General features: G+C 51.6%; 16 protein-coding genes, 2 tRNA genes and 3 rRNA genes. 8 read left to right on the top strand and 13 right to left on the bottom strand.

Features of this window, described 5'->3' with window-relative positions:
• Positions 1–28: 28 nt before the first annotated feature.
• The 4 genes from SIB79_RS08400 to SIB79_RS08415 all read right to left on the bottom strand — a co-directional run bounded on the left by SIB79_RS08400 (position 29) and on the right by SIB79_RS08415 (position 6787).
• Positions 29–1252, bottom strand: a complete 1224-nt coding sequence (locus SIB79_RS08400; protein WP_081215645.1) for an HlyD family secretion protein — start codon at positions 1250–1252, stop codon at positions 29–31.
• Positions 1252–4239: an ABC transporter transmembrane domain-containing protein gene (locus tag SIB79_RS08405; RefSeq protein ID WP_063403488.1), complete on the bottom strand. Its 2988-nt coding sequence runs from the start codon at positions 4237–4239 to the stop codon at positions 1252–1254. The genes SIB79_RS08400 and SIB79_RS08405 overlap by 1 nt, the downstream gene beginning before the upstream one ends.
• Complete coding sequence (locus tag SIB79_RS08410; RefSeq protein WP_063403529.1) at positions 4236–5000, bottom strand: peptidylprolyl isomerase; 765 nt, start codon at positions 4998–5000, stop codon at positions 4236–4238. The genes SIB79_RS08405 and SIB79_RS08410 overlap by 4 nt, the downstream gene beginning before the upstream one ends.
• Before the next feature lie 335 nt (positions 5001–5335).
• Complete coding sequence (locus SIB79_RS08415; RefSeq protein WP_074161322.1) at positions 5336–6787, bottom strand: glycoside hydrolase family 13 protein; 1452 nt, start codon at positions 6785–6787, stop codon at positions 5336–5338.
• 22 nt (positions 6788–6809) lie between these two features.
• Between SIB79_RS08415 and SIB79_RS08420 the strand changes: the two genes are divergently transcribed.
• The 3 genes from SIB79_RS08420 (at position 6810) to SIB79_RS08430 (ending at position 9929) form a co-directional block, all read left to right on the top strand.
• On the top strand, positions 6810–6968 hold the full coding sequence (locus SIB79_RS08420; RefSeq protein WP_155724627.1) for a hypothetical protein: 159 nt from the start codon (positions 6810–6812) through the stop codon (positions 6966–6968).
• A 25-nt stretch (positions 6969–6993) separates the two neighbouring features.
• Positions 6994–8373 carry an aldehyde dehydrogenase family protein gene (locus tag SIB79_RS08425; protein WP_063403489.1) on the top strand — a complete coding sequence of 460 codons (1380 nt, stop codon included), beginning with the start codon at positions 6994–6996 and terminating at the stop codon, positions 8371–8373.
• Between the two features lie 98 nt (positions 8374–8471).
• Entirely contained in the window at positions 8472–9929 is a 1458-nt protein-coding gene (locus SIB79_RS08430) for a LysM peptidoglycan-binding domain-containing protein (protein ID WP_074161323.1), read from the top strand.
• Positions 9930–9947: 18 nt separating this feature from the next.
• Here SIB79_RS08430 and SIB79_RS08435 read toward each other — a convergent pair whose 3' ends face one another.
• Positions 9948–11441, bottom strand: a complete 1494-nt coding sequence (locus SIB79_RS08435; protein WP_063403490.1) for a RecQ family ATP-dependent DNA helicase — start codon at positions 11439–11441, stop codon at positions 9948–9950.
• Between the two features lie 62 nt (positions 11442–11503).
• Positions 11504–12544, bottom strand: a complete 1041-nt coding sequence (locus SIB79_RS08440; protein WP_063403532.1) for a hypothetical protein — start codon at positions 12542–12544, stop codon at positions 11504–11506.
• A 130-nt stretch (positions 12545–12674) separates the two neighbouring features.
• Between SIB79_RS08440 and SIB79_RS08445 the strand changes: the two genes are divergently transcribed.
• From SIB79_RS08445 to mtnC, 4 genes are read left to right on the top strand one after another with little or no spacing between them, the layout of a single operon-like run.
• Positions 12675–12881 carry a photosystem I reaction center subunit IV gene (locus SIB79_RS08445; protein ID WP_063399026.1) on the top strand — a complete coding sequence of 69 codons (207 nt, stop codon included), beginning with the start codon at positions 12675–12677 and terminating at the stop codon, positions 12879–12881.
• Positions 12882–12886: 5 nt separating this feature from the next.
• Positions 12887–13762 carry a DNA-formamidopyrimidine glycosylase gene (locus SIB79_RS08450; RefSeq protein ID WP_063403491.1) on the top strand — a complete coding sequence of 292 codons (876 nt, stop codon included), beginning with the start codon at positions 12887–12889 and terminating at the stop codon, positions 13760–13762.
• A 12-nt stretch (positions 13763–13774) separates the two neighbouring features.
• Complete coding sequence (gene mtnB, locus SIB79_RS08455; protein WP_063403492.1) at positions 13775–14398, top strand: methylthioribulose 1-phosphate dehydratase; 624 nt, start codon at positions 13775–13777, stop codon at positions 14396–14398.
• Positions 14395–15132, top strand: a complete 738-nt coding sequence (mtnC, locus tag SIB79_RS08460) for an acireductone synthase (RefSeq protein ID WP_063403493.1) — start codon at positions 14395–14397, stop codon at positions 15130–15132. Before mtnB ends, mtnC begins: the two co-directional genes overlap by 4 nt.
• A 108-nt stretch (positions 15133–15240) precedes the next feature.
• Here the strand turns inward: mtnC and rrf are convergent.
• From rrf to SIB79_RS08485, 5 genes are all read right to left on the bottom strand, one after another.
• Positions 15241–15357 (bottom strand): 5S ribosomal RNA (gene rrf, locus SIB79_RS08465).
• A 107-nt stretch (positions 15358–15464) separates the two neighbouring features.
• A 23S ribosomal RNA gene (locus SIB79_RS08470) occupies positions 15465–18341 on the bottom strand.
• Positions 18342–18832: 491 nt separating this feature from the next.
• Positions 18833–18905, bottom strand: a tRNA-Ala gene (locus tag SIB79_RS08475).
• A 9-nt stretch (positions 18906–18914) separates the two neighbouring features.
• Positions 18915–18988 (bottom strand) — tRNA-Ile (locus SIB79_RS08480).
• Positions 18989–19170: 182 nt separating this feature from the next.
• Positions 19171–20655 (bottom strand): 16S ribosomal RNA (locus SIB79_RS08485).
• Together the 16S, 23S and 5S rRNA genes with 2 tRNA genes alongside form the textbook arrangement of a ribosomal RNA operon.
• 693 nt (positions 20656–21348) lie before the next feature.
• Here SIB79_RS08485 and SIB79_RS08490 point away from each other — a divergent pair.
• Positions 21349–22836, top strand: a complete 1488-nt coding sequence (locus SIB79_RS08490; RefSeq protein ID WP_063405280.1) for a glycoside hydrolase 100 family protein — start codon at positions 21349–21351, stop codon at positions 22834–22836.
• A 40-nt stretch (positions 22837–22876) separates the two neighbouring features.
• Here the strand turns inward: SIB79_RS08490 and petD are convergent, their stop codons facing one another.
• Positions 22877–23359 carry a cytochrome b6-f complex subunit IV gene (gene petD / locus SIB79_RS08495; RefSeq protein ID WP_063405278.1) on the bottom strand — a complete coding sequence of 161 codons (483 nt, stop codon included), beginning with the start codon at positions 23357–23359 and terminating at the stop codon, positions 22877–22879.
• Positions 23360–23449: 90 nt separating this feature from the next.
• Complete coding sequence (petB, locus tag SIB79_RS08500; protein WP_011131016.1) at positions 23450–24106, bottom strand: cytochrome b6; 657 nt, start codon at positions 24104–24106, stop codon at positions 23450–23452.
• Between the last annotated feature and the right edge of the window lie 4 nt (positions 24107–24110).

The raw sequence follows: 24110 nt of genomic DNA on the forward strand, positions 1-24110 counted from the left end.
AAAGAAAGGCTAGTGAGTATGAATTGAATTAAAGCTGTTTCAGAGAATCAGTCTTGTCTCTAAAACCACCAAGCAGCAACTGAAGCCAAGTTACCTTTCGAAGTTTGATATTCGCAGTCAAAGACATGCCAGCCTGTAATGGCAGTTGCTTGCCAGATCGGAGCTTAAGTTGCTGAGTGTTTAATTTAATCATCGCTGGATAACGATAAAAATTTTCACGCTGATTGGGAGGAAGTGCATCACTGCCAATCCTATCGATCGTCCCTTCTATAACGCCAAAGTCATTGGCAGGGAAAGAGTCGATACTGATATCCACCTGCTTACCAGCTCGCACAAAACCGATATCTGAACTATCGATATTGACCTTGGCCAAAAGGGCATCATAAGGAACGATCTTCATCACAGGCTCACTACTCTGCGCGACATAACCTAAGCCAGTAGGCTTGAGATCAAAGACAACTCCATCAACTGGAGAACGTATATCTTTATAGCGAATATTAACGGTAATCTCTGTCAACTTTCCTTTGAGATCAGCAAGCTCACCCTTGAGTTTCTCAACCGATTGATTCAGGATTGCAAGTTGCCGTTCCCGAACAATCACTGTTGTTTCAAGCTCACCCTCAACTTCGGCAACCTCATTGACCTGTTGCAAGTATTGAAGTTCAGGGGAAGCGCCAAGCTTGGTCAATCGCTCAAGCCTAGCAAGAATAGTTTTATATAAATCCAACTTACGTTTTAACACTCTCATTCTTGCATCATTAAGACTCAAATATCGCTCAAGCTCTATCTGCTTAAGCTTTAATTGAGCCTCCTTGGCCCTTATTTCTTCGCTAGTGCTCTTCGCACGTTCTAGCGTTGCTTCATTATCGAGGCGCAATAAAATCTGATCTTTTCGAACCCTTTCGCCATCCTTAACAAGCATTTCCTTAAGAACACCTCCAAGAGGCATCTGCACAACTTTCACATCATCAATCGGTTGGAGCTTGCCTTGCGCCTTAACCACTTCATCTGTGGTAGCGAAAGCCAGCCAAGCAAAGGCGGCCGCACTCATTGCCACCAAAGACGTCAACATGATTTTGGCAAGCGACTGAGATGGTTGCACGCCAATATTGTCGTCAACATCCTGATCCCAACGATCTAACGCAGCCTTTGGTTTTTGAACACTTTCGGTAGATTTTCTACGCAGCCAAGCAGAGACTTTCGTCAAGAAAACTCTTGCTGAAGAATGCGATCGCTTCAAACTCTTCTTCATCAGAGCCCAGCCTCTTGCTGGCAATTCAGAGCATAATAACGTCCACGCTTATCGATAAGCTGAGCGTGGGTTCCAGTTTCCACAACAACACCATCATCAAGCATGATGATCAAATCTGCTCCATGAACCGTAGACAACCTATGGGTAACAATAAACATTGTTGTGCCCTTAAAATGGTCAATTAGATTCTTAAACACACGGCGTTCAGTGTCATAATCTAAAGCACTGGTAGCTTCGTCTAAAATCAATAATTTAGGCCGCTCCAATAGAGTTCTCGCAAGAGCTAAACGTTGGCGCTGGCCTCCGGAAAGACTAGAGCCGCGTTCACCAACCTGGCTGCTATAGCCTGTCGGCAACTTCATGATGAAATCATTTGCACAGGCAAGTCGACAGGCCTTAACAATTTCCTCATTCGAAGCATCGCCATCTGCCAAGGCAACGTTCTCTGAAACTGTGCCAGCAAACAGCAATGGGTCCTGGGGAACAATGCCAATCTGACGTCTTAAAGAATACAGTTCAACCTTATCAATATCATAATCATCGATCAATATTCGGCCACTATTTGGCGTATAAAGCCTCGTAATCATCTTGGTAAATGTGCTTTTGCCACTTCCGCTTTGGCCAACAACAGCAACAAATGTGCCAGCAGGAATATGCATATTGATATTTCTAAGTACCTCTCGAGTTGAAGAGCTGAATGCAAAGTTGACGCCTTCAAACTTCACATCTCCAACAATGCCAGGCATTGGTATTTTCTGCCGATCGGCTTGATCAGATTCCTCTGGAGTATCGACAACATCTGCAATCCTGTCGAGCGACACTTTAATTTCCTGAATCTTCTGCCATGTACTTGAAAGCCTGAGCAGGGGCTGAGTTACATATCCAGAAATAATTCGAAAAGCGATCAGTTGGCCAAGACTCATTTGCCCCTTAAGCACAAGAGTTGCGCCAACCCAAAGAACAAGCAGCTGAGAAAGCTTCTGCAAAACCTTTGATATCTGGCTTAAAACAGTACCTGTGACATTATTTTTAAATGATCTTGAAATATATTTGCCATAAAGCCGCTGCCATTTTGATCGACCAATCATCTCTACATTCTGAGACTTAACCGTTTGTATGCCGGTAAGCAACTCATTCATATAACTTTGAGCCCTGGCATTCTCACGCGTTGCCTCGCGATATTGACGCCGAAACAAAGGCGCGCCAATCAAGGTAATACCAACCTGTATCGGCAAGACACTTAGTGCTAAAAGTGTTAATAGCCAGCTATAAATAAACATGACGATGATATAAATAATCGAAAAAAAAGTATCTAGCAATGTTGAGAGCGACTGGCCAGTAATGAAACTCCGTATTTTCTCCAGCTCGGCAATGCGAGTACCAAGTTCTCCAACAGGTCGTTTTTCAAAATAATTCAATGGCAGTCTTAAAAGGTGATCAGCAACTTCTGAGGCCAATCTCATGTCGATGCGGTTCGTAACCTCACTAAACAAAAATGTGCGCAATCCTCCAATAACTCCCTCCATCAAGGTAACAACCACAAGTGCAATTCCGAGAACCTGAAGTGTTTCCAAACTACGTTGATTGATCACCTTATCAATGATCACCTGAATCAATAATGGGTTTGCCAAAGTGAACAACTGAACAACAAACGAAGCCATCAAAACCTGGATCAACACATTTCGATGTCGGCGCAATACCGGCCAAAACCATGCAAAACCGAATCGCTGTTGAGGGCTTGTGTTCTTCCTCTCGAGCACAAGCATCTCGATGCCGTTCGGGAATGCTTGCCCCATAGCCTCAGCGTTGAAATCAACCCAACCCTCCCGAGGGCTGGCCAGCACTAGCCCATTGGCATTGGAACGTGCCACCACAGCAAAGCTGTCGTTCCATGACAGCAAGGCTGGCGTCTCAAGCCGATTTCCCAACGTCGCAGGCACATGCGTGCCACTGACATGTATCCCCATCATCGCAGCGATGTCTCCACACAACTGCAGATCAAGCCGCTTCTTGGAATGCAGAGCCTTCCTAAGGATCTTTTCGATCGCATCACGGCGAAACGGCAGATTCAGCTCTTTTGAGAGCATCTGAAAACAAGCCAATACCTCTTCAACAGACCCTTTCGCTCTTAAGAGTTGAATCTCATTGCGATCAGATTGTCCGAGATCAAGGCCACTCGCCAGAAGAGTTTCCCCACTGACGAAAACAGGCTGAGATGGCTCGGGCTGCTTCTCAAGCGAAGGGTCGTCAACTGTGTTGGGGTTAGCAGGCAGATTGGCAGCAATCAACGTGCTGCGGTCATCAGGCTTATGGGGGGCAACCAACTGCGGATCTGGAATAACAATCAACCGAGCTGGAAGTGGGGGTGTGGCATTGGGGAGTTCGTCTTGCGCTCTCAATGGAGTGCCAATTGGATGCGTCTTGATGTTTTGACTAGCAACGATCAGTAGTTCATCTTCATCAAGCTCAGCTGGTTGCTCTTGACCAACACAAAACAGCCGGGCTTGAGGTCTCATCCGTGCCAAAAGAGACTGCAAAGACACCCCAGCTTTGGGATGTTGACTGAGCATCAAACTCAGCAGCTCAATTAGTTCAGCCGCAAAGAGGGTGGTGGAGCACCAACGGCGAAAGTTCTCCTCCTGCGACAACAACTTGAGGATCAACGCGTCTGAGATAGAGATCACTTTCAGTTCAGATGCTGCACTCACTTCCTCGCAGGGGGCAGCGCGTAAAAAGGAAGCCAAACCAACAAAGCATCCTGAGCCGAGCTTTTCAAATGTGCGCAATTGACCCTGGTCACGGCCAAGCAACCTGGCCTCACCTTTGCGAATCAACAAGATCTGATTTGGGATCGTTTTTCTCTCACATAGCAACTGCCCTAATTTGTAAGTGCATATCGCAGCACCATCTGAAAGCTCAGCCATTGCTCGGCTACTTAACCCTTGAAAAGCAGGAAACTCAGATAGCTCTAATGCTCTGACACTCATGATCCCAGCAACTCCCCATTGGCTGGTGCATTGCTGGGAAGGTGTTCTTCGATCGAAGACAAGCGTTCGCTCACTTCAACCTCTAACCATTGATTGAAGAGTTCTTGGCTCATTTGATTGGCAATGGCTTCATCGAATGTCGCAGGGATAAAGCTCTCCAGTCTTACTAATAACCACCAATTCTCAACTTGGAATGGCTCGATCAACTCACCCTCATGACTAGCACGAAGACGTTGAGCAAGTAATGGGTGAGCCTGATTAATTGGCAACGGTCCAATCAATCCGGAAGTCTTGCGCTCACGCCCCTGGGAATGCTTGTTCGCCAACTCAGCAAAGCTTGCTTCCTCATCTAAAATTTGCAGGTAAAGCTCACGCGCCAGGCCACCATCCCTAACACGCAGAAGGCTATAAGTGACTTGATCAAGTGCATTCTTTCTCAACAAAAAATGAGCTTCTGCTTGAGAACCAAAAGATTCTTTATAGCAACACTTTAATTTTTCTGGCTGCTCAATTTGATACTTCAGGTCATCTATAGAAAGCAACTCATTCAGGCGATGTTGTTCAAGATCTTTCTGATCCTTGCAGCCATATTTACGCTTATAAGCCTGCAGCGCACGCTCTTGTTGATCAGCAGTCAAGCTGATGTCATGGGTTCTCTCATCACAAACAATCTGGCGAAGCAAAGGTCGCAGAAATCCATAGCGTGCCAACAACCCCGAACATTGCCCCCATACTTCAAACCCTGACCCTTTGAAGCCCATAAGATCAAGCGAGAAAAAATCATGGGCAAATAATTGATAAACCCAAAAATAGATTTTAACAAGTACAGCCTGATGCAATTTTATTAAAATCACTGTTTACCAAAACAAGCCCTAACTCAAGGCCAACAACTACAACTCATCACTGCAATAACATATTATTAATAACTCTATCTGACCAGCGTTTCACTTGAATCCCGCTTTAAGCGTGCGATAGAGACAGCATCTAGCAATATTGACCTCATGGCATGCATCCAATTCAAAAGATTTCGCATCGTTTGCAACTCATCCAAACTTCAGCCACCTAGGCGGCTTCAAACTCGTCAAGACACCACGAATCAGTTAAACAACACTGCTGATTGAGGGCCTAATCCCCGGCCATTGCATTCAAATGCTCCTTCCAGCCAAAGAGGGTCTGTCGATGAGCCTTTCGTCGGCAACCATGACCTGCGGCTGCGATTGACCCACACCTGAATCGACGTCTCCCTTTGCGTTGTGGTTGTCTCGGGCTGCATCCACCAAGCATGAAGTGCATCAGCTCCAATCGGTTGCCATTGCAAACCGCCATCACTCAACGCTGGGCAACGTTGGCGCAGATCACTCAACGACTGAATGAAATCGCGCAGGTCTGCAGGCCAAGGCGTATGCCAAGGGAACCCTTCGCGGCAACCTGGTTCAGGGCCACCCTGCAAACCCGCCTCTGTGCCGTAGTAGATGCAAGGCGCCCCTGGTTGCAAAAACAGCAACAGCAAGGCCAACTTCAACGCCGCAAGATCACCGTGAAGTGTGTGCAGAGCTCTCGGCACATCGTGGCTATCAAGCAGGTTCAATTGGCTGCGGTTCACCTCAGGTCGATACCATCCCAGCGTTGTTGCCAATAGCTCAACAAAAGCCTCCCCACTCAGAGGGTCAAGGGGATAGGCAGGATTGCGATACCGACGGCGTAATCGCTTACCAGCAACCCAGCAAAGGCTGCTCCAACCCATCCGATAATTCATCACCCCATCAAAGTGCTGCCCCTGTAGCCACGGTCTCGCATCACCCCAGATCTCAGCCAAGATCCAAGCGTCTGGATTCACTGCCTTAACCATGTGCCGAAACTCCAGCCAAAACTCAGCAGGCACCTCATCAGCAACGTCAAGTCGCCAACCATCGATTCCCTGCTCGAGCCAATAGCGGGCTACGGCAATCAAATACTCACGCACAGGGGCATGAGCATGATTGAACTTTGGCAAGGCTGGATCGTTCCACCAGCAGCTGTAACCACAATCCTGCCCACGCCGTGGATAGGGATGAAGCGGCCATTGCCGCACCTCAAACCAATCGCGATAGGGCGAAGCCTCACCATTTTCCAAAAGATGATGAAAAGCCCAGAACCCGCGACCACAGTGATTAAACACGCCATCCAAAATGATGCGCATCCCGCGGCGATGCACCGCCTCAATCAAAGCCTCTAGCGCTGCATTGCCACCGAGAAGCGGATCCACCTGCAAGTAGTCATAAGCGTGATAGCGATGATTAGCGGCAGAGCTAAAGACGGGTGTCAAGTAAAGGCAGCTGATACCAAGCGCCTGGAGATGATCAAGGGCCTCGATCACCCCGTAGAGATCTCCCCCCTGAAAACCCTGCTCAGAAGGGTCACTGCCCCAGCAGCGCAAAGCCAAATGCTGATGAGCTAAGACACGGCCACTACAACGAAAACGATCAGGGAAGATCTGATACACCACCGCCTTGGCCACCCAGCGGGGAGTGTTGGTCAGCCCATTGATCTGCTGCATGCCCCATTGCATACCAAGATCCCACCGCTAGCACTTGAACAAAAGAACAGCCATGGATGATCAGCTCCTAAGCCTGGCTCTCGCTCAGGGCACCAGTAGCTCCAGGGCCGCCGTCTTCAACCCCGCAGGTCAACTGATCGCCAACGCTTGTGCCCATCCGCCAACAGCGCCGGCACCACTGCTAGACACCTAGACACGAGTAACAATGGTGTCAGACCTTGCTTCCTGAGAACTTTCTGCTGAGTGAACTGCGCAAGCCAGTCATTTCGGGCCTCACAAGACCAGAAGCCTGGCGCAGAAAGCAACTCAAGCAAATTGAGGTCCTCATCGAAAAGCACCAAGACGAGGTGCTTGATGCCCTGGCAACGGATCTAGGCAAACCACCAACCGAGGCATTGTTTGAGCTGATCGCTCTGCGTGGGGAGCTCAAACTGGCTCAACGGCAGCTCAGCCGCTGGATGCAACCCAGGCACGTACAAGTGCCTTTAGCCCATCAGCCAGGTCAAGCCGAGGTGATCCTCGACCCCCTGGGTTGTGTTCTGATCATCGGCCCCTGGAATTACCCATTCTCTCTAACCCTCCAACCACTGATTAGTGCTCTGGCAGCAGGCAATACAGCAGTGCTCAAACCTTCCGAGCATGCCCCTGCCACCTCTCGACTGATCGCCCATTTGATCCCTCAACATTTCTCCAGCGAGGTCGTACAGGTGATCGAGGGGGATGGGGCCATTGCAGCGGCACTGATCAAGCAACCCTTTGATCACATCTTCTTTACCGGCAGCGGCGCCATCGGCCAGAAGGTGATGGCTGCTGCCGCCGAACATCTCACTCCGGTGACCCTGGAGCTAGGAGGGAAAAGCCCAGCCATCGTGATTGATGGCGCCGATCTCTCGGTCACGGCTAGGCGATTGGTATGGGGGAAGGGTCTCAATGCTGGTCAAACCTGCATCGCCCCAGACCATCTACTGATCCAAGAACAACTCAAACAGCCTCTACTGCAGGCGATGAAAGGAGCCATTACTGAGCTCTATGGAGGCGATCCGCTGCGATCACCCCACCTCGCCAAGATCATCAACGATCGTCATTTCCAGCGACTACAACACTTGCTTGATCAAGCAAAGCAGCGCGGCAAGGTGCTCTCAGGCGGACAAATTGACCCCGATCAAAGACGCATCGCTCCAACTCTGATTGACGTAGACAAGCGCGACGATCCGCTGATGGAGGAAGAGCTCTTCGGCCCACTGCTGCCTGTCATCAGCGTGCAAAACCTTCATGAGGCTCTCGCTGAGGTCCGACAACAACCAAAGCCCCTGGCCCTCTATCTCTTTGGCGGAACACATGCCGACCAACAACAGCTCCTCAACACAACCAGTTCAGGCGGAGTGTGTTTCAACGATGTGGTGATGCATGTAGGCATTCCTGAGCTGCCCTTTGGTGGAGTCGGGGCCAGTGGCATGGGGCGTTATCACGGCCTGGCTGGTTTCGAAACCTTTTCCCATCAAAAGTCTGTCTTACGTCGCCCCTTCTGGCTAGATCTCAAATTGCGCTACCCCCCCTACAAGGCCAATCTGGCGTTGCTCAAAAAGGTGCTGGGATAATCAAGCCGCTTTTTGCAAAGGCATCATTTCGGGATGCTTGAAAAGGGCTAGCGCATCTGTGGAGGCAGCTTATCTTTCACCAAACTGTAGAGAGATTGATGCGCCGGATCATTGTTAGCGCTCTAGCCCTGACAACACTTCTACCGCTGCCATCCTGGGGTGCCAGCGTCACAGTGAGACCCGGTGACACCCTTTCGGAAATCGCAGCGCGATATCAGGTATCCCTTCGGGCCTTGATGCAGCTGAACGGCCTAGCCAATGCAGACAACCTCTTCATCGGCCAGACCCTCAAACTGCCAGGTAGCGCATCAGGCACAGTCACGGCTGGAGCAAGCCGTCACACGGTACGAAGTGGCGAGACCCTCAGCACCATTGCTGTTCGCTACCGAGTGCGCCAGCAGGATCTCATCACCCTCAATGGTCTGAGCAATGCCGACAATTTATATATCGGCCAAACGTTGAAATTACCGGGAGGTGCTTCCGGGGCAATCAGAGCTGGCGCCACTCGTCACAAGGTTCGCAGTGGCGAAACCCTCAGCATCATTGCTGCCCGCTACCGAGTTCGCCAACAGGATCTCGTCGCCCTCAATGGCCTTGCCAATGCCGATACCTTATTCATCGGCCAGACCCTCAAACTGCCAGGCAGCTCATCAGGCACAGTAAGAGCTAGCGCCACTCGTCACACAGTACGCAGTGGCGAAACCCTCAGCACCATTGCGGCCCGCTACCGAGTTCGCCAACAGGATCTCGTCGCCCTCAATGGCCTTGCCAATGCCAACTATGTCGAACGTGGCCAAACCCTGAAACTACCCCAAGGGGCTGTTGTTCCCAAACCCAAAGCAACAGCAAAGCCCAAACCTGTAGCCATTCAGGCAAATCCAAATGCCACCTCCCATACCGTGGCTCGAGGGCAAACATTGAACCAAATCGCTGGGGCTTATCAAATCCCTGTAGCAACCCTAATCAAGATCAATGGCATCAACAACCCCAACAAGTTATTAGTCGGCAGCAAATTGTCTCTACGGGTCAAACCATCAACAACAACCAAGCCAAAATCCACCACGACAGTTGCCATCAAACCGACTGCAAAAACCACCGTTAAACCAGCTGTTAAACCAACCGTTAAATCCACCACCAAGCCTGCTGCAAAACCACAACCCAAGCCCAAGTCCACCACGACAGTTGCCATCAAACCGACTGCAAAAACCACCGTTAAACCAACTGTTAAACCAACCGTTAAGTCCACGAGCAAGCCTGCTGCAAAACCACAACCCAAGCCCAAATCCACCCAACAAGTTGCTGCCAAGCCTTCGCAAACGCAATGGCGCACTTACGGTTCACTTCAAGTGGACTGGGCCAATTGGAAGTTCATGGGAGGAAGCTACGTGGCCCCAACCCTCAACAAAGATGGCAAAGCCCTTTATCTGGCTGTGAACTGCCCAGCGCGCAAGATCAATACCACCGGCACGAATGGATCTTGGAAAACTTGGGGCGCTCCACAGCAGCGCTTTGAGCATGATCTCGTCAAGGATCTCTGCAAAGCCAAAGGCGGCTAAATGCATCGAGGGCTGCACTCAGGCCGCATAGTGCAGCGGCCAGGGTTGGCGTAAAAAGCGCCGACCGCTCTCACGTAAATAGAGCCGCTGGACACCATCATTGCTCTCCGTAATCAGCTCTTCCTGCACCAACCTGCGAGCCAACCAACCCCAACGCTCTTGCTTGCGGCCTGTAGTGGACGAAAGGCTTTCACTGAGACTGCGAAGATTCATACCCTTGCGATCTTCGAGCACCTCAAGCACAGCAAAGGCTTGCTCAGACCAATCACGGCGGCGGGCAGTCTGCTGACAGCGATCGCAGCGACCACAAGGCGGCACCAATTCACCAACGGCAAGCAAAAGCCCTTGCTCCAGGCAAAACTCCCCTTCTGCTACCGCCTCGATACGCCGCAACTGTTGCTGCGCCAGCTCCAACCGCATCTGAATCTCCTGCGTAGCGTTCTCATCAGCACAACGGCGAGCGGAAGCATGCATCGCCCAACCAAGGCTGGTGCGATCACCAGGAGAAAACAACACCAAGCAATCGGCCGGCAGTCCATCACGCCCGGCCCGGCCAGACTCCTGCAAATAGCCCTCCGGCGTTGCAGGCAGATTCAAATGCAGAACCAATCCCACATCGCTGCGATCTACACCCATGCCAAAGGCCACGGTGGCCACCAGCACAGGCTTCTCTTGATCTAGGAAATCAGCCAGCGCCTGCTGGCGCACCTCCGGGTCAAGCCCGGCGTGATAAGCAGTAGCCGCAACATCCTCAGCCTGCAACCGCTCTGCCCATTGCTCCACAGAGCGACGCGTTCTGGCATAGATCAGCGTGGCACCGCGTGATCCTTGCAAAGCCGAAAGCACATCAGGCAAGGGATCTCTCGATCGCCTACGCATGGCGTAGTGGAGATTATTGCGCCGGGCCGAGCAAACCTGCACCTGCGGCCTGCGAAGAGCCAAGAGGCGGATGATGTCGGCACGCACCCTTGGAGCCGCAGTAGCACTGAGAGCAACCACAGGCACACCTGGGCAGAGGCGGCGCACCTGCCCCAGGCGGCGGTAATCAGGCCGGAAATCATGGCCCCAAGCACTGATGCAATGGGCCTCATCAACAGCTAGTGCCACCAACTTTCCCTGCGCAGCTGTGTCCTCGATCAATTGCCGCGTGGCCTCACCTTGCAAGCGCTCGGGAGCCAGATAAAGCAAACGCAAGCGCTCATCTCGCAGGCGAACCAGTGCATCGCGACGGCGCTCCGGATCCAGGCCAGCATGCAAACAAGCGGCGGCAATCCCCCGCCGTTGCAGCTGCATGACCTGATCCTCCATCAAAGCCACCAAGGGAGAGATCACCACCACCAGACCATCACGCAACAGCGCTGGCAGCTGATAACAAAGCGATTTACCACCACCGGTGGGCAGCACCGCTAGAACATCCTGACCCGCAAGAATCGCTTCCACCACAGGACGTTGACCAGGCCTGAAACCATCCCAGCCATAGTGATGGTGCAGGGCCTCGATCAGTGGATCCACTTCACACCACCAATAGCGCCCTCAAGATAACGAGCGCCAAGCCTGATGGCACGATCTCGAACTCAAGACAGCGGCGGCGGCTCGAGCTGGTCAGGTGCCTCCTCCACCAGCTGCAAGCGAACCCGTTTCCCTCCCGCCAACTCCCCAAGCGACACCCTCAAGGTTGCCCCGCTAAGGCTCTGCAAAGCACCCAAAACATCACGGAGATAAGGGGTACTGCTGCCACTTTCCACCCAAAGGCGTTCCTGCAAGCCACCCAATCGTCTCCAGGCCGTATGCAGCTTCAGAACGGAGGCTTCTAAAGACTGAGCCTGAGAGACAGCATCAGCCAGCAAACCCAAAGCATCGAGACGCTGAGCCTCATGCATGGCCTTCTCCAGGTTGAGTTCACCTTGCTGGAAAGCCCTCACCGCCTCGCTGGCCTCTGTGGTCTTACTGATCCAACGTGCTGTGCTGGTGACATCCTTGATGCAATCCAGTTCTGGCTCCTCCCGCAAAGCTCGCCTGAGGTCTTCCTGCTGAAGCTCCGGCAGTTTTGCCAGCTCCCTTACCAGAGGAGCCACAACCTTGGGAGGCAAAAGATTCTCCTGCGTGCGCTGGCGGATCTCCTCCGGCAACAGGGGGCTTGTGGCAGACGTGAACTCATCTGTCAATCGGCGAACCTGCTTGCGAGTGATCTCTTGACCTTCATTGGCTGCCTCCGAAATCATCATCTGCACTTCTGGAACAGCCTGCGTCGTTTCCATGAAGGCCCTTTTAGAGAATTGATTCACGCTGCTCTCCTCCAGCATTCCTTCTGCCAGCAAGTTCTCAGCCGAATCAGCCAGCTGAATCAGGGCATAAGCACGGGTCTTACTGATCTCCCGTTCACGCAACCACTGCAAAAAGCCAGCACCACGCCCCTCACCACCCCGCTTCTCACGATCCCGCACTGCCCTAAGGATTCGCCCCCGCCAAATCTCAGTTTGCAAATCAAAGCGATCGCACAAAGCCCAGGCTTGCTCGAGTCGAGCAAGAAACTCCATGGTGCTGATGTCGTCCTGCTCCGGATCGGGCAGATCCAGCTCAATAGCAGGAGGATCAAGAGCAACGGACGAACTCACCAAAACACACCTGACTTAAGGCTGGATGCTGCCATGGCCTACACCCCAAGGGGCGACATTCTGTGACGCATGAGTCAACTCACACACTCACAGCGATAGTCTTGTGAGTGAATTCAATACCTGCGCAGCGATGGCGATCTCAAAAGGCGACAAAGTTCGCATCAGGCGCCAAGAGAGTTACTGGCACAATGAAGTGGGCACAGTGGCCTCTGTCGACACCACCGGCAAATATGGGGTACTGGTTCGCTTCGAGAAAACAAACTACTTCGGCATGCAAGGTACCGATAACGGCAACCTCACCAACAGCTTTGCTGAATCAGAGCTCGATCGCGCCTAAGGCGCTTGCCGGAATTACCTGAAGTTGAGACGGTCCGCCGCGGATTGGCAGACCGTCTTGTTGATTTTCAGATCGGCCAGGTTGAGGTTTGCCGAGAACGAGCCATAGCAAGCCCTGGCGGTTCTGCCCTATTTATCAAGATGCTCTGCGGCATGCACGTGGGCTCATGGTTAAGACGCGGCAAGTACTTAATGGCGTCTTTACATCATGATGTTGCCCAGCGATCAGCTGATTCAGAACAAGATCCTGATGGTGGATGGTGGGGCGTTCACCTGCGCATGACAGGACAATTTCAATGGCATGAGGCCATCAGTTCACCCTGCCCGCATACACGCGTACGCATCTGGAACAAAAAAAATGAGGAACTGCGCTTCGTTGACACGCGCAGCTTCGGACAAATGTGGTGGGTTCCACCTGGCAACGCCCCGGAAACAATCATCACAGGGCTGCAAAAACTTGGGCCAGAGCCATTCAGCAGCGCCTTCAATTCCTCATACCTAAGCAAACGCTTGAAGGGTTCGAAACGACCAATCAAGTCAGCACTTTTGGATCAATCCATCGTGGCAGGGGCAGGAAACATCTATACCGATGAAAGCCTTTTTGCAGCCAGAATCCGTCCCCACACTCCATCAGGTCAATTAAAAAAGATCGAGCTTGAACGCTTATGCAACTGCCTCACGGAGGTCCTCAGAGTGAGCATCGGTGCTGGAGGAACAACCTTCAGCGACTTCAGAGATCTTGAAGGCATTAACGGCAACTACGGTGGTCAAGCCTGGGTGTATCGCAGAGGAGGACAAGCCTGCCGGATATGCAGCACGCCCATCCGCCGTGAAAGCCTCTGCGGTCGTGGCACCCACTGGTGCCCCAATTGCCAAAGATGAATCCTGGCAAAAATGTTCGATTCACAGCAACAGCGGCAAGCTCTAAGCGACACCATTCGCGATCTCCATCAACGCGGTTGGTGTGATGGAACTGGCGGTAATTTCAGCCTTGTTCTACAAAAAACGCCATTGAGATTATTGATGGCACCTAGCGGCATTGAAAAAAGAAATATCGAGGCAGACGAACTCATTGAAGTCGACAGCTCGGGTAACGTGATTCAAGGGGAAGGTAGAGCTAGTGCTGAAACAGATATGCATTTAAAAATCATCGAGCAGACCAACGCCAAGGCCGTACTGCACACACACTCGATTACAGCAACATGGCTATCCAACCACTATAAAAATACGGGGAAAATAATTATTGAGGGCTGGGAGATGCTGAAAGGGCTGCAAGGGATTAATAGCCATTCCACATCAATCACTCTGCCAATCCTATTGAACAACCAAAACCTAGCCAAATTAAGCCAAGCAGCAGGCGAATTAGTCCATGATGCACCCTATGGAATACTGGTCGCAGGGCACGGTTTATACGCTTGGGGGGAGAGCCTCAACGAAGCAAGGCGTCATGTAGAGATCTTGGAGTTCCTACTAGAACTCTGCTGGCGTGAACAACTTATAGCCAGCCAAAAATCGTGATTACTCACATCTTGCTGGATATTGAAGGCACCACATGCCCTACAAGTTTTGTTAGCGATACTCTCTTTCCTTACGCTGATAGCCATCTAGAAGGATTCCTAAATGAACACAGAGATAACAATGAGATTCAATCTCTCATAGATGAAGCTTGGCATGAATGGCAAGCTGATCATGATCCGAGCAGCAAAGATCTCCTAAGCAAAGCATTAAGGGAGAACAGCAGCAAAATCGAGAACATCTGCGGTTACCTTCAGCATCTAATAACAATTGATCGCAAGTCTAGTGCTTTAAAAGATCTGCAAGGCAGAATCTGGCGAGAGGGTTATGAGAAAGGTGACATCTCCTCTTCACTCTACCCAGAAACGATCGAGGTACTAAGCAAACTAAAGCAACAAGGTTATATCCTTGCAGTATATTCATCAGGCAGCATATCAGCTCAAAAGCTCCTCTACAGACACACGACCAATGGAGATCAAACAGCGCTCTTTAGACACTGGTTTGATACTCGTACTGGCAACAAGAAAGAAAGCAAAAGCTATAGCGATATCTCCATAGTTATGAACATTCCCGTAGAAAAGGCGATGTTTGTTAGTGATAGCTACGCAGAATGTAATGCCGCAAAAAAAGCAGGCATGAGTGTTTTATACAGTCTTAGGGAAGGCAATCCAGAGCAAGATCCACAAGATCACAAAGCAATCAAAGACCTCAGGAATGTATTTGATTATCTTCTTTAAAAATCACACTGGCTTAGCCATCAAAAAAGCCACCCCTGCGGGTGGCTTTTTCTTGGTAAATCAACAACTCTTTCGCAAGATTGATGATCTACATGTGGAAATGTTTTTACCTGGCATTGAGCTATTTTCTCAGAGGGCTACCCCTAAAATATCGTCGCCGCTGATGCGTTTCACAACCGAGTTCGAGATGGATCGGAGTGGTTCCACATCGCCATGAACACCAGGATAAAATCATTCCCAAGGAGTGAACCTTGAGAACTGCATAGGTCATCATCCTTGTGAATGATGCTCTGAATTGAATAAAACTTGTTTCTCGGGCAAGAACCAAATGGATGGTCAAGCCCTCGGTCTATTAGTACTCCTCCGCTGCATCCATTACTGGACTTCCACGTAGAGCCTATCAACGGGTGTTCTTCCCGTGACCTTACTGGCTTATGCCATGGGAACACTCATCTTGAGGTGGGCTTCCCACTTAGATGCTTTCAGCGGTTATCCACTCCGCACATGGCTACCCAGCGTTTACCGTTGGCACGATAACTGGTACACCAGAGGTGCGTTCCTCCCGGTCCTCTCGTACTAGGGAGAAATCCTCTCAATGTTCCTGCGCGTACACCGGATATGGACCGAACTGTCTCACGACGTTCTGAACCCAGCTCGCGTACCGCTTTAATGGGCGAACAGCCCAACCCTTGGGACCGACTTCAGCCCCAGGTTGCGATGAGCCGACATCGAGGTGCCAAACCTCCCCGTCGATGTGAACTCTTGGGGGAGATCAGCCTGTTATCCCTAGAGTAACTTTTATCCGTTGAGCGACGGCCCTTCCACTCAGAACCGTCGGATCACTAAGGCCGACTTTCGTCCCTGTTCGACTTGTAGGTCTCACAGTCAAGCTCCCTTCTGCCTTTGCACTCGTCGACTGATTTCCAACCAGCCTGAGGGAACCTTTGCGCGCCTCCGTTACCTTTTAGGAGGCGACCGCCCCAGTCAAACTGCCCACCTGATACTGTCCGCTCCCCGGATAACGGGTGAACGTTAGAACCCTAGCTCTGAAAGAGTGGTATCTCACCATTGACTCAGTAGCACCCACAAGCACTACTTCAACGTCTCCCACCTATCCTGCGCATTCAGAGCCCGGGCACAATACCAAGCTACAGTAAAGCTTCATAGGGTCTTTCTGTCCGGGTGTACGTAGTCCGCATCTTCACAGACAATTCTATTTCGCCGAGCCTCTCTCCGAGACAGCGCCCAGATCGTTACGCCTTTCGTGCGGGTCGGAACTTACCCGACAAGGAATTTCGCTACCTTAGGACCGTTATAGTTACGGCCGCCGTTCACCGGGGCTTCAGTCGCCAGCTTCGCTTACGCTGACCGGCTTCCTTAACCTTCCGGCACTGGGCAGGCGTCAGCCCCCATACATCGTCTTGCGACTTAGCGGAGACCTGTGTTTTTGGTAAACAGTCGCCTGGGCCTCTTCACTGCGACCAGCTCTCGCTGGCACCCCTTCTCCCGAAGTTACGGGGCCATTTTGCCGAGTTCCTTAGAGAGAGTTATCTCGCGCCCCTCGGTATTCTCTACCACCCTACCTGTGTCGGTTTCGGGTACTGGCAGTTATGCCTTAACGGGTATAGGGCTTTTCTTGGAAGCATGACATCACCAACTTCGCTGCCGTAGCAGCTCGTATTCACGCCTTAGCTCAGAACGTTTTCGCCGCTCCTCAACGCCTCGAACGCTTAAACCAGTAACCAACATCTGGCTTGGCTAGCCTTCTCCGTCCCCCTTCCCAAAACATAACCGGTACAGGAATGTTGACCTGTTATCCATCGACTACGCCTTTCGGCCTCGCCTTAGGTCCAGACTAACCCTCCGCGGACGAGCCTGCCGGAGGAACCCTTAGGGTTTCGGGGCATGGGATTCTCACCCATGTTTTCGCTACTCAAGCCGACATTCTCACTTCTATGCAGTCCACGCCCGCTTACGCTAACGCTTCGCCCCACATAGAACGCTCCCCTACCATTTAACAAGTTAAATCCGCAGCTTCGGTACAACACTTAGCCCCGTTCATTTTCGGCGCAGGATCGCTCGACCAGTGAGCTATTACGCACTCCTTTGAGGATGGCTGCTTCTAGGCAAACCTCCTGGTTGTCTGGGCAATCCCACCTCCTTTATCACTTAGTGTTGATTTGGGGACCTTAGCTGGCGGTCTGGGCTGTTTCCCTTTCGACTATGGAGCTTATCCCCCACAGTCTGACTGCCTAGTTACACACAGGGTATTCAGAGTTCATCTCGATTAGGTACCGCTCTCGCAGCCCGCACCGAAATGGTGGCTTTACCCCCCTGCTGGAGCACTAGACGCTACGCCTCAACGTATTTCGGGGAGAACCAGCTAGCTCCGGGTTCGATTGGCATTTCACCCCTAACCACAGCTCATCCGCTGATTTTTCAACATCAGTCGGTTCGGACCTCCACTTGGTATCACCCAAGCTTCATCCTGGCCATGGTTAGATCACCCGGGTTCGGGTCTATAAACACTGACGATCGCCCTATTCAGACTCGCTTTCGCTATGGCTCCACCATTTCCGGTTTAACCTGCCAGTGCCTATAAGTCGCCGGCTCATTCTTCAACAGGCACACGGTCACCCGATTTAGTCGGGCTCCCATTGCTTGTAGGCTCATGGTTTCATGTTCTATTTCACTCCCCTCCCGGGGTTCTTTTCACCTTTCCCTCGCGGTACTGTTGCGCTATCGGTCACACAGTAGTACTTAGCCTTACGAGGTGGTCCTCGCGGATTCACACGGAATTTCACGTGCTCCGTGCTACTCGGGATACAGCTAGCTCAGTTCAGTTTTCGGTTACGGGACTTTCACCCTCTGTGGTGTGCCATTCAAACACTTCTCCTAACATCCCTGATACACATTGCTGTCCCACAACCCCGATGGTCGAAACCATCGGTTTAGGCTCTTCCCCGTTCGCTCGCCGCTACTTAGGGAGTCGTTTTTACTTTCCTTTCCTCCAGCTACTAAGATGTTTCAGTTCGCTGGGTTGGCTCGCACCAGCCTATGGATTCAGCTGGCCGTACTAGGGGTTGCCCCATTCGGAAATTCCCGGATCAAAGCGTGTGTCCAGCTCCCCGAGACTTATCGCAGGTAACTACGTCCTTCATCGCCTCTGTGTGCCAAGGTATCCACCATGAGCCCTTTGTAGCTTGACCAATTAATCTCTATAACGCTTCACGTAGTTGAATACGTATTCTTAGCAATTCACCTGGCTTCAATCTCAAACTTCTCCGGTTAAACTGAATTGTTTGTCATTGAAAATGGTTTGAATCACCAATCAAACTCTCGATGCCTCGATGACATCGAAAGAACGCTATAGAGTCTCGGCTCTTGACTCAAGAATCAAACATCATTCTCGTTCATCAACCTCAGCTCTCTGCTCGCGCAGATTGCATCAGCTGATTCACAAGAATCATGCATCCATGAGATGCTTTATTCTTTCCAGACTTACCTATGCAGTTGTCAAGGTTCTGCTGAACATCTCTGCAATTCTTGCGAATTACATTGAGCCCAGCATCCTATCAACCTCATCTCAATTGATTGAGTCCTGGAATGATAAGAAGCTAGGGTCTGCCAGCAAACTTAAATTCTAAATCACATCACACAACGATTCTCACCATTGGCTCGTTGTCAGAAGATTCGTCAGTGGAGGTTAGCGGACTCGAACCGCTGACATCCTGCTTGCAAAGCAGGCGCTCTACCAACTGAGCTAAACCCCCAACACCGAATGGGCCATCCTGGACTTGAACCAGGGACCTCACCCTTATCAGGGGTGCGCTCTAACCACCTGAGCTAATGGCCCAGGAGTAACCCTTGCGGGGTGTGACCTAGACAAGTTTAGGAACTAAAATCAATCATCAATCTCCAAGCTGATTACTCAGCTTTTCTTTGATTCTCAACTTGAGGTACCGATCGACCTAAGGTGACAGGATCATGGCCTAAGTATCAATAACTCAGACATCACGATCAGTTGTTGTCTCCCTGTTAGGAGGTGATCCATCCGCACCTTCCGGTACGGATACCTTGTTACGACTTCACCCCAGTCATCAGCCCCACCTTCGGCGTCCTCCTCCACAAGGGTTGGAGTAACGACTTCGGGCGTGGCCAACTTCCATGGTGTGACGGGCGGTGTGTACAAGGCCCGGGAACGTATTCACCGCAGTATGCTGACCTGCGATTACTAGCGATTCCTTCTTCACGTAGGCGAGTTGCAGCCTACGATCTGAACTGAGCCACGGTTTATGGGATTTGCTTGTCCTCGCGAACTTGCTGCCCTTTGTCCGTAGCATTGTAGTACGTGTGTAGCCCAGGATGTAAGGGGCATGATGACTTGACGTCATCCACACCTTCCTCCGGTTTATCACCGGCGGTCTCTCTAGAGTGCCCAACTAAATGCTGGCAACTAAAAACGTGGGTTGCGCTCGTTGCGGGACTTAACCCAACATCTCACGACACGAGCTGACGACAGCCATGCACCACCTGTCACTGCGTTCCCAAAGGCACTCTCTCGTTTCCAAGAGATTCGCAGGATGTCAAACCCTGGTAAGGTTCTTCGCGTTGCATCGAATTAAACCACATACTCCACCGCTTGTGCGGGCCCCCGTCAATTCCTTTGAGTTTCACACTTGCGTGCGTACTCCCCAGGCGGAACACTTAACGCGTTGGCTACGACACCGAGGGGGTCGATTCCCCCGACACCTAGTGTTCATCGTTTACGGCCAGGACTACAGGGGTATCTAATCCCTTTCGCTCCCCTGGCTTTCGTCCATGAGCGTCAGTTATGGCCCAGCAGAGCGCCTTCGCCACTGGTGTTCTTCCCGATATCTACGCATTTCACCGCTACACCGGGAATTCCCTCTGCCCCTACCACACTCAAGCCAATCAGTTTCCACTGCCTTGATGGAGTTAAGCTCCACGCTTTAACAGCAGACTTGAAAAGCCGCCTGCGGACGCTTTACGCCCAATAATTCCGGATAACGCTTGCCACTCCCGTATTACCGCGGCTGCTGGCACGGAATTAGCCGTGGCTTATTCCTCAAGTACCGTCAGATCTTCTTCCTTGAGAAAAGAGGTTTACAGCCCAGAGGCCTTCATCCCTCACGCGGCGTTGCTCCGTCAGGCTTGCGCCCATTGCGGAAAATTCCCCACTGCTGCCTCCCGTAGGAGTCTGGGCCGTGTCTCAGTCCCAGTGTGGCTGATCATCCTCTCAGACCAGCTACTGATCGATGCCTTGGTGAGCCATTACCTCACCAACTAGCTAATCAGACGCGGGCTCATCCTCAGGCGAAATTCATTTCACCTCTCGGCATATGGGGTATTAGCGGCCGTTTCCAACCGTTATCCCCCTCCTGAGGGCAGATTCCCACGCGTTACTCACCCGTCCGCCACTAACCCGAAGGTTCGTTCGACTTGCATGTGTTAAGCACGCCGCCAGCGTTCATCCTGAGCCAGGATCAAACTCTCCGTAGTAGATCAAACCCTCTCGCAATCAACCCTTACAGGCTCATCACTCAGTCTGATTTGCTTCACCCACTCATTCGCACTGGCGTACGACAAGCAGTTGTTGCCCCCTTCCTCTGACAGAAGGATTACAAGAGTGCACTTCAGAATCTCTTCCTTCTGTGACTTTCCAGGATCTCAGATCCGGTCGTTGCTTTCACCTGTCACACCTTTGACATCAATCCTCGCCCGTGAAAGCAAAAATTGATGCTGTAACAGGTTTCTGCAACTCATTTCTTTTGACGGGACCTCACACTCTCGTCGCATATCTGCTCAAACCTTTTGATCAGCTTTTGATCGCTGCTCATCGGGCCTAAACGCGACAAAAGCGTCAGTTCCTAAACTCTTAAGTTGTCCAGGTTCTGCTCCTCCACTCCCTTGTAAGGAGTGTCAGGCGCTGCGATCTTGCGATCGCTTCTAAAACCTACAACACCAGCGGATCGCTCCTCTGCTCTTGTAAGCGCCCACTGACGCCTCAAGCTTTCGCCATCAGCACCGCGTGGGTTGCGCTACAGGGCTCAGCCCTTCGCGCAGTCCAAAAACATAGCCCATTTCATACCCCTCTAGCAATCTTTTCTCAATAGCTCTCATCTCCATAGTTGCTTCCACTGTTGGTCAAGGCTGCCATCACTAGCGTTTGGCAAATGCATTGCATATCAGTCCATGGCCGGACGCTTAAACCAGCAAAACCAGAGGGTTCGTCCCAACTCCAATGAAGACCAGGTGGTGGAGCAGGTCAAGGAGCATTTCGAACGCACGCTGATCGAAGTCGGCGGCACTGTGGCCGGCAGCGTGGCGGCTCTTGAGCATCAGCCCCATAACAAAGCTCTCAATTACGGCGAGGTCTTCCTGCGCGACAACGTGCCCGTGATGATCTACCTGCTCACCCAAAAGCGTTACAAGGAGGTGAAGCAATTTCTCAGCGTTTGCCTAGATCTGCAAAGCACCACCTATCAGACACGCGGGGTGTTCCCCACCAGCTTCGTTGAGGAACAAGGCGAACTGATTGCTGACTATGGCCAGCGCTCAATCGGCAGGATCACCTCTGTAGACGCAAGCCTTTGGTGGCCCATTTTGTGCTGGCTTTATGTCAAGCGCAGCGGTGACAAAAACTTCGGCACCAACCAAAAGGTCCAACGAGGGGTGCAGCTGATGCTCGATCTCGTGCTGCATCCCACCTTCGAGGGAACTCCCGTTCTATTTGTGCAGGATTGCTCATTCATGATTGACCGCCCCATGGATGTTTGGGGGGCACCACTTGAAGTGGAAGTCCTGCTCTATGCCTGCCTGCGCAGCTGCATCGAGCTGATGGAACTGAGTCGCAAGAATCATGTCAGTCGGCTTCTCGACCAACGTCTCTTACTGACCCGCCAATGGGTGCATGACCTACGTCAATTCCTGCTCAAGCACTACTGGGTCACCAGCAAGACCATGCAGGTGCTGCGGAGAAGGCCCACAGAGCAATACGGCGACAACCAGCACCAAAACGAGTTCAACGTGCAGCCACAGGTCGTTCCCGACTGGCTTCAAGACTGGCTTGAAAACCGGGGTGGCTATCTCATCGGCAACATCCGCACCGGACGACCTGACTTTCGTTTTTACAGTCTCGGAAACTCCCTAGCCTGCTTGTTTGGGCTGCTCACCGCCCCGCAACAGCGCGCTCTGTTCCGACTGGTGCTTCACAACCGACAGCATCTGATGGCTCAGATGCCCATGCGCATCTGCCATCCACCCATGGAAGGGGCGGAATGGCAGAACAAGACAGGTTCAGACCCGAAAAACTGGCCATGGAGCTATCACAACGGCGGACACTGGCCCAGCCTGCTCTGGTTCTTCGGAGCCTCAATCTTGTTACATGAACGACGTCATCCTGAGGCCGACGTGCTGCTGATGGGTGAAATGCGCGCCCTGCTGGAGGAGTGCTACTGGAGCCAATTAAACCAACTGCCGCGTCAAAAATGGGCCGAATACTTTGATGGACCAACAGGCACCTGGGTCGGACAGCAGTCAAGGACCTACCAGACCTGGACCATGGTGGGCTTTCTACTTCTCCACCACCTTCTACGCGTCTGCCCCGACGACGTGTTGTGGCTGGATCTCGATGAACTGCTGCCAACTCATGAAGTGAACGCAACAAAAAACCCGGCGTGAAGCCGGGCCCATAGAAGCAAATCTTGACTTTTAAAACTATTCAGAACAAACCCAGAGTTAGCGACTTATCGATGGGAAGACACGCACCGATGCCGAGATAAATCGTAATCACAGTTCCAAATAGAAAGAAGGCCATCGCAATTGGCCTGCGGAATGGATTCTGATACTTATTAACGTTTTCGATAAAGGGAATCAGCATCAACCCGAGAGGAACAAGGGTTTGCAAAGCAATGCCAAGCAGCTTATTCGGAACAACCCGAAGAATCTGAAAAACCGGATAGAGATACCACTCAGGAAGAATCTCTAGAGGCGTTGCAAAAGGATCTGCTTTATCACCCAACATCGCGGGATCAAGAACAGCAAGACCAACAAGGCAAGCAAACGTGCCCAGAATCACGACTGGGAAGATGTAAAGGAGATCATTCGGCCAAGCCGGCTCACCGTAGTAGTTGTGCCCCATGCCCTTGGCCAGTTTCGCCCTCAATTTTGGATCAGAGAAATCGGGCTTCTTAAGAATGTGCATGGGATTTTGGCCGAATAGTTAGCGAATGAAGTAGGTGCTGAACTGAAATATAAAAACGTGAAGTGGGATTTGAATCTGAATGATTGACGCTTACAACGGACCTGAAATGCCCTGCTTCCTGATCATCAGGAAATGCATGAGCATGAACACTGCAAGCAGCCAGGGCAGCACAAAGGTGTGAAGGCTATAAAAACGAGTCAGGGTGGACTGCCCGACGCTCTCGCCACCGCGAAGCAATTCGACCATAAAGTCTCCAACCACGGGAATAGCAGCAGGCACCCCTGAAACGATCTTCACAGCCCAGTACCCGACTTGATCCCATGGGAGGGAATAGCCGGTTACCCCGAAAGAAACGGTGATCACAGCCATCACAACACCGGTAACCCAGGTGAGCTCTCGCGGACGCTTAAAGCCGCCAGTGAGGTAGACGCGAAAGACGTGCAAGATCAGCATCAACACCATCATCGAGGCGCTCCAGCGATGCACAGAACGAATCAACCAGCCGAAACTGACATCTGACATCAGATAGCTCACAGAGCTATAGGCCTCAGTCACAGTGGGCTTGTAGTAAAAGGTCATCGCGAAACCTGTCGCGAACTGAACCAGGAAGCACACCAGCGTGATTCCGCCTAAGCAGTAGAAAATATTGACGTGCGGAGGCACGTACTTGGAGCTGACATCGTCAGCTATGGCCTGAATCTCAAGACGTTCCTGAAACCAGTCGTAGACAGGTGAGGAGTTCGTCATGCAA

It is taken from the genome of Prochlorococcus sp. MIT 1342, assembly GCF_047304495.1.
Lineage (GTDB): Bacteria > Cyanobacteriota > Cyanobacteriia > PCC-6307 > Cyanobiaceae > Prochlorococcus > Prochlorococcus marinus_D.

Excerpts from the sequence above, each read along its gene's own strand:
- petD (WP_063405278.1), bottom strand. The coding sequence starts at position 23,359 with ATGCACATTCTTAAGAAGCCCGATTTCTCTGATCCAAAATTGAGGGCG.
- SIB79_RS08400 (WP_081215645.1), bottom strand. The coding sequence starts at position 1,252 with ATGAAGAAGAGTTTGAAGCGATCGCATTCTTCAGCAAGAGTTTTCTTG.
- mtnB (WP_063403492.1), top strand. The coding sequence starts at position 13,775 with ATGTTCGATTCACAGCAACAGCGGCAAGCTCTAAGCGACACCATTCGC.
- petB (WP_011131016.1), bottom strand. The coding sequence starts at position 24,106 with ATGACGAACTCCTCACCTGTCTACGACTGGTTTCAGGAACGTCTTGAG.
- SIB79_RS08415 (WP_074161322.1), bottom strand. The coding sequence starts at position 6,787 with ATGCAATGGGGCATGCAGCAGATCAATGGGCTGACCAACACTCCCCGC.
- SIB79_RS08490 (WP_063405280.1), top strand. The coding sequence starts at position 21,349 with ATGGCCGGACGCTTAAACCAGCAAAACCAGAGGGTTCGTCCCAACTCC.
- SIB79_RS08405 (WP_063403488.1), bottom strand. The coding sequence starts at position 4,239 with ATGAGTGTCAGAGCATTAGAGCTATCTGAGTTTCCTGCTTTTCAAGGG.
- SIB79_RS08430 (WP_074161323.1), top strand. The coding sequence starts at position 8,472 with ATGCGCCGGATCATTGTTAGCGCTCTAGCCCTGACAACACTTCTACCG.
- SIB79_RS08410 (WP_063403529.1), bottom strand. The coding sequence starts at position 5,000 with ATGGGCTTCAAAGGGTCAGGGTTTGAAGTATGGGGGCAATGTTCGGGG.
- SIB79_RS08445 (WP_063399026.1), top strand. The coding sequence starts at position 12,675 with ATGGCGATCTCAAAAGGCGACAAAGTTCGCATCAGGCGCCAAGAGAGT.